We start from the raw sequence: 10,483 nt of genomic DNA, 5'->3' as shown, positions 1-10,483 counted from the left end.
CGTGCCCGCGACTAGGCGGTCGCGGGCCGCGGGTTCGACTTCGGTGCGCGCGCCGGCGCCTCGTCTTCGACGGGCAGCTGGTCGGAGTCGACCCCTCCGTCGACGGCACCCTGATCGATCGGCATCTTCTCGGTCGGGAACGAGATCGGCGGCTGGTCGGAGACCGGGCGCTTGTCGCTCGAGAGCCACAGCGGGCGCTCGGGCAGCTTCTTCACGTCTTTGAAGATCTCGGCGATCTGCGTGTGGTCGAGCGTCTCCTGCTCGAGGAGCTCGGCCGCGAGCTTGTCGAGGATGTCGCGGTTGTCGTTCAGCACCTGCCACGCCTCGTCGTGCGCCTGCTCGATGAGCGAGCGCACCTCGGTGTCGACCCGTTCGGCGAGCCGCTCGGAGTAGTCGCGCTGGTGGCCCATGTCGCGGCCCAGGAAGACCTCACCGCCCGACTGGCCGAGCTTGATCGCACCGACGCTCGAGCTCATGCCGAACTCGGTGACCATCTTGCGGGCCGTCGAGGTGGCCTTCTCGATGTCGTTCGAGGCGCCGGTCGACGGGTCGTGGAACACGATCTCTTCAGCGACCCGCCCGCCCATCGCGTAGGTCAGCTGGTCGAGCAGCTCGTTGCGGCTGACCGAGTACCGGTCTTCGAGCGGCATCACCATCGTGTAGCCGAGTGCGCGGCCGCGCGGCAGGATCGTGATCTTCGTCACGGGGTCGGTGTAGTTCATCGCCGCCGCCGCGAGTGCGTGTCCGCCCTCGTGGTAGGCCGTGATGAGCTTCTCCTTGTCCTTCATGACGCGGGAGCGGCGCTGCGGGCCGGCGATGACGCGGTCGACGGCCTCGTCGAGGGCGCGGTTGTCGATGAGCTGCGCGTTCGAGCGCGCCGTGAGCAGCGCGGCTTCGTTCAGCACGTTCGCGAGGTCGGCACCGGTGAAGCCCGGGGTCTTCCGAGCGAGCACCTCGAGGTCGACGCCGTTGGCGAGCGGCTTGCCCTTCGAGTGCACCTCGAGGATCTTCTGCCGCCCCTTGTGGTCGGGGGCGTCGACGCCGATCTGGCGGTCGAAGCGGCCGGGGCGCAGCAGCGCGGGGTCGAGGATGTCGGGGCGGTTCGTCGCCGCGATGAGGATGACGTTGGTCTTCGGGTCGAAGCCGTCCATCTCGACGAGCAGCTGGTTGAGGGTCTGCTCGCGTTCGTCGTGCCCACCGCCGAGGCCGGCGCCGCGGTGGCGGCCGACCGCGTCGATCTCGTCGACGAAGATGATGGCGGGAGCGTTCTGCTTCGCCTGGTCGAAGAGGTCGCGCACGCGGGATGCGCCGACGCCAACGAACATCTCGACGAAGTCGGAACCCGAGATCGAGTAGAACGGCACGCCGGCCTCGCCAGCGACCGCGCGGGCCAGCAGCGTCTTGCCGGTTCCGGGAGGGCCGTAGAGCAGCACGCCCTTGGGGATGCGCGCGCCGACGGCCTGGAACTTCGCGGGCTCCTTCAGGAACTCCTTGATCTCGTGGAGCTCCTCGATCGCCTCCTCGGCGCCGGCGACGTCGTCGAAGGTGACCTTCGGGCTCTCCTTGGAGACGAGCTTCGCCTTGGACTTGCCGAACTGCATGACCTTGTTGCCGCCGCCCTGCATGCCCGAGAGCATGATCCAGAAGAAGAGGCCGATGAGCACGAGCGGCAGCAGGATGCCGAGCATCGAGAGGAACCAGTTCGGCTGCGGGACCTCGTCGTTGAAGCCGTCTGCCGGGTCGGCCGCGTCGACGGCGGCGACGATGTCGGCACCGCGCGGCGTCACGTAGTAGAACTGCACCTGCTTGCCGAGCTTGTCGTCCTCTTTGGCGAGGGTCAGGTCGACGCGGTTCTCACCATCGACGATCTTGACCGCGGCGACCTTGCCGTCGTTCAGGAGGTCGAGGCCCTCTTGCGTCGACACCTCTTTGAAACCCGATGCGGTGATGAGGCTCGACCCGATCCACACGGCGACGATGGCGAGCAGAATGTAGACGATCGGCCCGCGCAGGATCTTCTTGATGTTCATGGTGCTCACAGGCTACATCGCGCTTGCCGAAAGGCGGCCGAGTGTTCGCTGAGGGCGGTCACGGCCCGCCCGAGCGGCGACTGCCGACGACTCACAGAGCGGATGCCGCGCGGCGGGTGTCGCGCATTCCGAGCATGTATGGGAGCCCCGGGCCCACTGCGGCGAACGTCTGCCCGATGCGCTTCGGCCACGAGGGCGACGGCATCGGCTCGGGGGTCCGATCGAGGTCGCCCACGTCGACGAAGTACGCGCGCACGGTGCCGAAGCCCTCGAGTTCGGGCGCCACCTCGCGCACCGGCTTCGGCACCGAGTCCTCTGCGGTGAGGTAGAGCTCCTCGGAGAGCAGCACGTACTCGGGGATGTCGACCGGGTTCTTCAGCATTCGGTGCACCTGGATGACATCGATGCCCACGAGCTTGATGCGGTCGCGGATCGTCTGGATCGCGACCTCGCCGACATGCGCCACGAACTTCAGCTTGAGGTCGGCGGCGCCCTTGCACCCCTTGCACGGGCACAGGTTCGCCGTGACGTACCGGCGTTCGAGGTGGAAGGCGCGGTGCATCGCGACGGCGGCGTCGAGGATCTCGGGGATCGAGGCATCCGCATGCTCGTCGTCGACCCGCCGCGAGAGGAAGGCGGCGTCGCCCTCGATCTCGATGAGGTCGAATCCCGGGGCCGCGTCGATCATGCGCTCGAGCATGCGGCCCGTGTTGACCTCGGCGTGGGCGAGGCTCATGCGATGGGAGCTCATGTAGTCGGTGTAGCCACCGATGTCGGCGATCAGCAGCGCGGCACGGCCGGAGTCCATGCCTCACGATCCCACCGAGTCGAGGAGTTCTCAACACCCCTGTTCGGGTCGTCTGCCCGGGTCGTCAGGACGCCGGGTCGTCATCCGTTCGTTCGCCTGGCGAGTACCGGTCGAGCTGCTCGTCGACGACGACCGCCGCCGCCTGCGCGCTCGCCGTGTAGCCGAGGACGACGGGGAGGAATCGATCGGAGCCGAGCGCCCGCAGACCGAGGGCGCTCCTCGCGACGACCGAGGCCGTACGGCGGGTGCGGCGCAGCAGCGCGATCTCGCCGAAGCCCTCGCCCGGGCCGAGCGTCGCGACGACCCGGCCGTCGCCGACCACGTCGGCCTCACCGGACTCGATCACGTAGTACCGCTCGCCGACGTCGCCCTGCGTGAACACGGCGGCACCGGCGGCGACCCCGACCGGCTCGAGTCCGCGCGCGAGCTGCTCGATCGAGGGCAGCGGCAGGGTGCGGAACATCGGCACCCGCTGCAGCAGCTCGATGTCGTCGTCGAGCACGTCGACCGTGCGGTCCATGCCCCGCAGCCGCCGCAGCGAGAGGATCGCGAGCACCGGGCACACGAGTCCGATCGCGATGAGCGCGGCCGGCACGCCGAACCACTCGACGAGGAACGAGGCGACGACGGCGCCGATGCCGATGGAGATCGCGACGAGGCTCTCGAGTACCCCGAAGACGCGCGCGAGCACCTCGTCGGGAGCCATGCGGGCGATGAGCGTGAAGCCGGCGACGTCGACGAGGGCGTTGCCGACGCCGACGAACGCGAGGAGCACCAGCGTCGGCGCCTCGGCGGGGGCGAGGCCGACGAGGGTGAACGGCAGGCCCCAGAGCCCCACCCCGACGGCGAACCAGACGCCGAGCCGACCAGTGCCGACGAGCAGGGATGCCGCGAGCGAGCCGAGCACCGCACCGACGCCGACCGCGGTCATCAACGCACCGACCCCGGGCTCCCCCGTGCCGAGCAGCTCGATCGCGACCACCACCGAGAGCACCGTGAGGGCGCCCCTCGTGAGGGCCTGGGCCGCGGCGAGCCCGAGGATGAGCATCAGGTCTCGGTTGGCCGTGACCGCGCGGATGCCCTCGGCCGCCTCCCTCGCGAGGTTCGGACGGCTCGGCGCCGGAGGGCGCGGCGGTGCGTCGTACTTCAGTCGGGCGAGCAGGGCCGCGGCCCAGAACGAGGCGGCAGCGGCAACCGCGAACACGATGTCGACCCCGGTGAACTGCAGTAGCACGGCGGCGAGCAGCGGGCCGACGAGCGTGGCCGCGGAGTCGAGCAGTCCCCGCACGACATTGGCGCTCGCGAGTTCGTGCCCGGTCCGGCAGAGCGACGGGAGCAGGGCGGAGTGCGCCGGGCGGTAGAGCGTCGCGGCGATCGTCGAGAGCACGGCGAGCGCGTAGATGACGGCCGGAGGCCCGGCGACCGCGGCCACCACGGCGGCGCCGGCCGTCGCGAGTCCGCGCACGATCGACACCAGCACGAGCACCCGCTCGCGACGCCCCCGGTCGGCGATGGGCGACAGCAACGGGGCGAGGATCGCCGACGGCACCATGCGGAGCAGCCCGACGAGACCGAGCGCCACCGCGCCGCCGTCGCGGTAGGCGACGATGCCGAGCGCGACCGTGAAGGCCCACTCGGCGGTCCATGCCCCGAGGAAGCTGAGCTGGGCGCGGCGCAGGTTGGGATTGCGCCAGTTGCTCGTGAACGCGGCGGCAGCGTCGCGTACCCTGTCGCGGCGCCGGCCCTGGCCCATGCGATGACTCTAGGGCCTCTCCCCCATCGGCGTGCCGGCGACTTCGGGGCCCCGGCGAACGTCAGGAGTAGACGTGCGGCGCGAGGATCGCGACATCCCGCAGGTTGCGGTAGTTCTCGGCGAAGTCGAGGCCGTAGCCGACCACGAACTGGTTCGGGATGTCGAAGCCGAGGTACTTGACGTCGACCGCGACCTTGGCCGCGTCGGGCTTGCGGAGCAGCGCGCAGATCTCGACCGACTTCGCGCCGCGCGACTCGAGGTTGCCGAGCAGCCAGCTGAGCGTCAGGCCGGAGTCGATGATGTCCTCGACGATCAGCACGTGGCGACCCGTGAGGTCGGTGTCGAGGTCCTTCACGATGCGGACGACGCCCGACGACTGCGTGCCGGCGCCGTACGAGGAGACCGCCATCCAGTCCATGTTGATGTGCCCGCGCAGTTCGCGTGCGAGGTCGGCCATGACCATGACCGCACCCTTCAGCACGCCCACGAGGAGCAGGTCTTCACCCTCGTAGTCGGCCTCGATGCGGCGGGCGAGCTCGGCGAGCTTCGCGTGGATCTCGGCTTCGGTGACGAGCACCTCGGTCAGGTCGGCTTCGATCTCGTTCGCGTACATGGCCTGCTCTCCTGTGGGGGCGATCGTGGCGCGTTCGCCGTGGGTGCGCGGCGAACGGATGCACCGAGCCTACGCCGTCGGTCCCTGTGGGTTGAGCCTGCCGGAACCGGCAGCAGGGGCGGTTTCGACACGCTCAACCCGCAGTCGGACCGCTCAGTGGTCGTGGGGAAGGATCTCGGTCGACCCGGTGATGCTCAGCACGACGTGCCGCCCGGCTCGCGTGGCGAGCACGCCCCCCGGCAGGTCGAGCGGCCCCTGCCCGTGCCAGTCGGTCACGAGGCGCGCGACCTCGAGCGTCTGCGCCCGCGAGAGCGAGACGCCGAACTCGCTGCCGACGACATGGCGGATGATGCGCTGCCGCAGCGCCGCCGGGTTCGCCGCGAGGGCGCCGACCGAGATCGCGATGCCGGCCTCGGCGGGTTCGCAGATCTCCTCGATGAACTCCTCGATCTGCTCCGAGAAGGCCGCCTCGTCTTCGCGGAGCTGCTCGGCCGTGCGCGCGAGGGCCTCGGCGACGCCCGGCCCGAGCTCGGCCTCGAGCACGGGCAGCACGCGCTCGCGCACTCGTACGCGGGCGTAGGCGGGGTCGAGGTTGTGGGGGTCGTCCCACGGGGTCAGGCCGGCGTCGAAGCAGGCCTGCCGGGTGTCCGCCCGCCGGATGCCGAGGAGCGGGCGGGCGTAGCGCCCGGCGCGCGCCGGCATGCCGGAGAGGCTCGCCGCACCCGAACCGCGAGCGAGTCCGAGCAGCACGGTCTCGGCCTGGTCGTCGAGCGTGTGACCGAGCAGCACGAGCGCCGCGCCGGTCTCGACGGCTGCCGCGTCGAGCGCGGCGTAGCGGGCGTCGCGAGCGGATGCCTCGGGTCCGCCCTTGCTCGCTGAGCCGGTCGAAGCGACCTCGACGCGTCGCACGACGACCGGGTCGAGACCGAGTGCCCGCGCGGTCGCCGCTGCGGCCTCGGCCACCTCGGCCGACCCCGGTTGCAACCCGTGGTCGACGACGACGGCGCCCACGCGCCATCCGGCGCGTGGCGCCTCGAACGCCGTGGCCGCGGCGAGCGCGAGGGAGTCGGCGCCGCCCGAGAGGGCCACGAGCACGAGCTCACGCTGAGTCGCAGGAAGATCGGGAGACACGCCGGAGTCGGGATCGGCGTGTTGTGCGTCTGTTCCTTCGACTCGGCGCACCGGATCCGTTCCCGGGGGAAGCACGGCACGCACCGCGCGGCGCACGTCGGCGATCGGCGGGGTCAGGCGCGGGCGGCGGGGAGCCGCGGCATCCGTCTGCTGGTCAGAAGGCATCAAGTAACCTTATTCCGCGCCCCGCGCGGGCGACGAAGCTTCCAGACAGTGCTTCCACGATCAAGGAGAACCACATGGGCGAGTACGCCGCCGTCATCGAGATCCCGAAGGGGAGCCGCAACAAGTACGAGGTCGACCACGAGACCGGCCGGGTCTTCCTCGACCGGGTGCTCTACACGACCTTCGTCTACCCGACCGACTACGGCTTCTTCGAGAACACCCTCGGCGACGACGGCGACCCGCTCGACGTGCTCGTGCTGCTCGAGTTCCCGCTCTTCCCCGGTGTCGGCGTGAAGGTGCGCCCCGTCGGCGTCTTCCACATGACCGACGACGGCGGCGGCGACGCCAAGGTCATCGCGGTGCCGGCCGGCGACCCCCGCTGGAACCACATCCAGGACGTGAACGACATCCCCGAGTTCACGCGCAAGGAGATCGAGCACTTCTTCGAGCACTACAAGGACCTCGAGCCGGGCAAGTGGGTCAAGACCGAGGGCTGGGCCGACGCGGCCGAGGCGGAGTCGCTCATCCAGAAGGCGATCGAGGCGTTCCCCGGTCACTGAGACCGGACATGAACGAAGCGGATGTCGCGGGCTCGCGACATCCGTACGCAGAAGGGGCGGGCCGAGTGGCCCGCCCCTTCTGCGTGCGTCCGGTCGCAGGGTGCGTCGGTCGCCTGTGTATGTCTGGTCCGGCTCAGCCGGCCGGCCGCGCCGCGGCCGAGGGGCTCCCCCAGATCGGCCACTCGCGCACGGGCTTGCCGTAGTCGGGGGCCTCGAGGATGCGTCCGCCGCCGAGGTAGATCGCGACGTGGTAGTAGCTTCCGCCCCCGCCCCAGAAGAGCAGGTCGCCGCGCTGCACGTTGCCGAGCGAGACGGCCTTCCCTCGACCCGCGAGCGTGTAGTACTGGTTCGTCGCCGAGTGCGTGCCGATGCCGATGCCCGCCGCGGCGTACGCCGCCCGCGTGAGGCCCGAGCAGTCCCAGACGTCGGGGCCGGCACCGCCGAGCTCGTATCGCTCGCCGAGCTGCTGGCTCGCGAACCAGATCGCCGTCTCGACGGCGCTCGCGTTCGGCGGTGCGGGATCGGGATTCGGCGCAGGCGTGCCGCCGCCGCTGTTCCCACCGCCACCGCCACTGCCGCCGGACGGCGGGGTCGGCGCCGGCGGGCGGCTCGCCTCGAGCGCCGCCTGAGCGGCCTCCTGCGCCTGTCCCTCGACGCGCTCCCGCTCGAGCTCGGCCGTCGTGTCCTTGAGCGTCGCGAGCTGCGCGTAGAGCTCGGCCGAGCGCTGCTCCTGCGCGGCCACGGCCGCCATCGCGGACTCCGCGGCGGCGTGCGCCTCGTTGGCCTTCGCCTCCGCCAGCGCGGCGAGCCTGGTGCGCTCCACAGCTGCCTCCGCGGCCTGCGCCCGCAGCGCATCCGCCGTGTTGCGATCGGCGACGGCCTGCTCGTAGACGGCTTGCGACTGCTCGCCGAGCTTGGACGCCATGCCGAGCTGCTTCAGCAGGCCGTCGGTGTCCTCGCCCGAGAAGACGAGCTCGGAGGTGAGGTCGTTGCCCGCGGTCTTCGCGAGGTGGGCGGCGAGGAGGCCGGCCCGCATCTTGGAGATCTCCGCGACGGCATCGGCCTCGTCGGCCTGCTGGGCGAGCGTGGTCTCGCGTTCCGCCGCACGGTCGCGCTGGTCGACGGCGATGCGATACGACTCGGCCGCCATCTGCGACGCCTGCACCGCGGCATCCGCCACCTGCTGCAGACCGGCGAGCAGCTCGCCGACGCGAGCGATCTCGGCCTGCTTCGTGGCCTCGTTGCCCTTCGCCTGCTCGATCTCGCTCCACGAGGGGTAGTCGGGCTCGGCCATGGCGGGCCCGCCCGCGGCGACGACCGATGCCGTGACGGCGCCGACGGCGACCGCCGAGAAGACGGTCGCGGGCTTCACTCGCGACACCGGCCTGGTGCGATTCTCAGCCAAAGTAGATCCCCCGATCCGCCATGAACGGCTGCGGGTCGATGCGACTCCCGCCGCTGTAGACCTCGAAGTGCAAGTGACATCCGTCGGATGCACCGGTCGTGCCGCTCGACGCGATGTTCTGCCCGGCCTCGACCCATTCGCCGACGCCGACGAACCTGCCGCCGTCGCGGATGTGGGCGTAACCCGTCGAGATGCCGCCGCCGTGGTCGATCTTGATGAAGTTGCCGTACGTGCCCGAGTAGCCCGAGAAGGTCACCACCCCGCTGTTCGCGGCATAGATCGGCGACGAGCATCCGGTGCCGAGGTCGACGGCGTAGTGGAAGGAGCCGGAGCACCCACCGCCCGAGCAGATCGGCGATCGCGGGCCGAAGTCGCCCGTGATGCGGCCGGCGGCGGGCTTCGCCCACCCCGACGACGCCGGCGTGCCCGGAGTGCCGGCACGCAGGGCCTCCTCGCGTCGCTTGCGCTCCTCTTCCTGGCGGATCCGCTCGCCCTCCTGGTAGGCCGCGGCGGTCTTCGCCTCCGTGTCCTTGAGGAACGGAGCTGGGCGTCGAGTTCGATCTTCTTCGCCTGCGACTCGGCGAGCGCCGCCTCGGCGGCGGCCTGCGCCTCCTGCGCCGCGACGAGGGCGGCCTCGGCGGCGATGCGCAGCTTCTCGCGCTCGGCCTGCGCGACCTCCGCCTGACCGCTCAGCGCCTCGGCCGTGTTCTTCTTCTCCTGCGCACGGTCGTAGATGCTCGAGGTGCGCTCGACCATCTTCTCCATGTTGCCGAGCTTGGAGAGCAGCGCGTCGGTCGCCCGCGAGTCTCCGGCGTCGAGGAAGAGGTTCACGCCGACGTCACTGCCGCCCGACCGGTAGAGCTGCGCCGCGACCTGGCCCGCGTTCGTCTCCGCGGTCTGCGCCTCCGCTGCCGACGCATCGGCCTGCGCCTGGATCTGATCGGCCCGGATGACGGCCTCGTCGTACTTCTGCTGGGCCACGAAGAGCTCGTCGGTGCGGCGCTCGGCCTCGGCCCGCGTGACCTCGACGTTCACCTCGAGCTCCGCGATGAGTGCGGTCACCTGCTCGACCGCTGCGGCGCCCGCCGCGGTGTTGGCCTTCGCCGCCTGCAGCTCGTCCCAACTCGGGTAGGTCGCGGCGACCGCCGACTGGGGCGGTGCCACGATCGGCACGACGAGCGCAGCGGCGAGGATCGCGACGACGGCGACGAGGCGCTGCATCGTCCGCGGTCGCGCTACGGCCCGGGCTCCCCCGGGAACCGGGCTCGTTCGAGCTCGGCCTGCGGGTGTTCGGTCTGCGGTGCGGTACATCATTCCCCGTCCACGCGGGCTCGGGTCCCCGCGCTCCTCAACTCTCGGTTCGGGCACTGGCAGCCCCACGATAGGCGCGGGATCGGCGCATTCCGGGCATTTCGAGCGCATGTCCGCGGATGCCGCGTGGCGGGCGCCGAGGCATCCGCGACCCTCGTTTTGCCATCTGCGCCGACTGCACGTATGCTTGGCTGTCGGCGGGCGTGACCCAGGGAACGCCCTCCGGCCCCATCGTTTAGTGGCCTAGGACACCGCCCTTTCACGGCGGCAGCACGGGTTCGAATCCCGTTGGGGTCACTGCACGACCAGTACGTATAATTGGCAAGATCTATAACTGAAAACACTCGGTGCCGAAAGGCATCACGAGGCCCTGTAGCGCAGTTGGTTAGCGTGCCGCCCTGTCACGGCGGAGGTCGCGGGTTCAAGTCCCGTCAGGGTCGCTCAGGCGACAAGCCCTTTCCCTTACGAGAGAAGGGGCTTTCTCCTTATTCGGGGTGATTCGTCATCTCGAGGCTCTGTAGCTCAGTTGGTAGAGCGCACGACTGAAAATCGTGAGGTCACGGGATCGACGCCCGTCGGAGCCACCATCGAAAGCCCCCGGTTCGCCGGGGGCTTTCTGGTTTCTGCGGGCGGCGTCGACCTGAGCCGCTGAAGCCTGGGGCCGAGCGGGACGCTCGGATGCACGAAGCCCCGGCACCCATGATCGG

9 protein-coding genes and 3 tRNA genes are annotated in these 10,483 nt (G+C 70.5%); 4 read left to right on the top strand and 8 right to left on the bottom strand.

Annotation, left to right across the window (positions count from 1 at the left end; translation table 11 throughout):
- Positions 1–11 precede the first annotated feature (11 nt).
- From ftsH to tilS, 5 genes are all read right to left on the bottom strand, one after another.
- A complete protein-coding gene (gene ftsH, locus ESP57_RS14270; protein ID WP_056011123.1) occupies positions 12–2,030 on the bottom strand; it encodes an ATP-dependent zinc metalloprotease FtsH in 2,019 nt (672 codons plus the stop codon).
- 91 nt (positions 2,031–2,121) lie between these two features.
- A complete protein-coding gene (locus ESP57_RS14265; protein WP_129232057.1) occupies positions 2,122–2,838 on the bottom strand; it encodes a DUF2652 domain-containing protein in 717 nt (238 codons plus the stop codon).
- 64 nt (positions 2,839–2,902) lie between these two features.
- The gene (locus tag ESP57_RS14260; RefSeq protein WP_129232056.1) at positions 2,903–4,591 is read right to left on the bottom strand and encodes an MFS transporter; all 1,689 of its coding nucleotides are present in this window, start codon (positions 4,589–4,591) and stop codon (positions 2,903–2,905) included.
- A gap of 61 nt (positions 4,592–4,652) precedes the next feature.
- Positions 4,653–5,204 (bottom strand): hypoxanthine phosphoribosyltransferase, encoded by a 552-nt coding sequence (gene hpt, locus ESP57_RS14255; RefSeq protein ID WP_129232055.1) that lies wholly within the window; start codon positions 5,202–5,204, stop codon positions 4,653–4,655.
- 153 nt (positions 5,205–5,357) lie between these two features.
- Positions 5,358–6,500, bottom strand: a complete 1,143-nt coding sequence (gene tilS, locus ESP57_RS14250) for a tRNA lysidine(34) synthetase TilS (RefSeq protein WP_129232054.1) — start codon at positions 6,498–6,500, stop codon at positions 5,358–5,360.
- Positions 6,501–6,574: 74 nt separating this feature from the next.
- Between tilS and ppa the strand changes: the two genes are divergently transcribed.
- A complete protein-coding gene (gene ppa, locus ESP57_RS14245; protein ID WP_056011139.1) occupies positions 6,575–7,060 on the top strand; it encodes an inorganic diphosphatase in 486 nt (161 codons plus the stop codon).
- A 133-nt stretch (positions 7,061–7,193) separates the two neighbouring features.
- On the opposite strand, the gene ESP57_RS14240 is transcribed toward ppa, so the two are convergent.
- From ESP57_RS14240 to ESP57_RS18755, 3 genes are read right to left on the bottom strand one after another with little or no spacing between them, the layout of a single operon-like run.
- A complete protein-coding gene (locus ESP57_RS14240; protein ID WP_129232053.1) occupies positions 7,194–8,441 on the bottom strand; it encodes a C40 family peptidase in 1,248 nt (415 codons plus the stop codon).
- A gap of 16 nt (positions 8,442–8,457) precedes the next feature.
- Entirely contained in the window at positions 8,458–8,745 is a 288-nt protein-coding gene (locus tag ESP57_RS18760; RefSeq protein WP_243648556.1) for a M23 family metallopeptidase, read from the bottom strand.
- Positions 8,718–9,686 (bottom strand): coiled-coil domain-containing protein, encoded by a 969-nt coding sequence (locus ESP57_RS18755; protein WP_243648539.1) that lies wholly within the window; start codon positions 9,684–9,686, stop codon positions 8,718–8,720. Before ESP57_RS18755 ends, ESP57_RS18760 begins: the two co-directional genes overlap by 28 nt.
- Positions 9,687–10,000: 314 nt before the next feature.
- Here ESP57_RS18755 and ESP57_RS14230 point away from each other — a divergent pair.
- The 3 genes from ESP57_RS14230 to ESP57_RS14220 all read left to right on the top strand — a co-directional run bounded on the left by ESP57_RS14230 (position 10,001) and on the right by ESP57_RS14220 (position 10,363).
- Positions 10,001–10,073 (top strand) — tRNA-Glu (locus ESP57_RS14230).
- A 69-nt stretch (positions 10,074–10,142) separates the two neighbouring features.
- Positions 10,143–10,216, top strand: a tRNA-Asp gene (locus tag ESP57_RS14225).
- Positions 10,217–10,287: 71 nt separating this feature from the next.
- A tRNA-Phe gene (locus ESP57_RS14220) sits at positions 10,288–10,363 on the top strand.
- Positions 10,364–10,483 lie beyond the last annotated feature (120 nt).

It is taken from the genome of Agromyces fucosus (assembly GCF_004134865.1).
Taxonomy (GTDB): Bacteria; Actinomycetota; Actinomycetes; order Actinomycetales; family Microbacteriaceae; genus Agromyces; species Agromyces fucosus.
This window is presented reverse-complemented; position numbering and strand designations above follow the sequence as displayed.

Bases quoted from the DNA above. Each gene is read 5' to 3' on its own strand.
- ftsH (WP_056011123.1), bottom strand. From the start codon at position 2,030: ATGAACATCAAGAAGATCCTGCGCGGGCCGATCGTCTACATTCTGCTC.
- ESP57_RS14265 (WP_129232057.1), bottom strand. From the start codon at position 2,838: ATGGACTCCGGCCGTGCCGCGCTGCTGATCGCCGACATCGGTGGCTAC.
- ESP57_RS14260 (WP_129232056.1), bottom strand. From the start codon at position 4,591: ATGGGCCAGGGCCGGCGCCGCGACAGGGTACGCGACGCTGCCGCCGCG.
- hpt (WP_129232055.1), bottom strand. From the start codon at position 5,204: ATGTACGCGAACGAGATCGAAGCCGACCTGACCGAGGTGCTCGTCACC.
- tilS (WP_129232054.1), bottom strand. From the start codon at position 6,500: ATGCCTTCTGACCAGCAGACGGATGCCGCGGCTCCCCGCCGCCCGCGC.
- ppa (WP_056011139.1), top strand. From the start codon at position 6,575: ATGGGCGAGTACGCCGCCGTCATCGAGATCCCGAAGGGGAGCCGCAAC.
- ESP57_RS18755 (WP_243648539.1), bottom strand. From the start codon at position 9,686: ATGCAGCGCCTCGTCGCCGTCGTCGCGATCCTCGCCGCTGCGCTCGTC.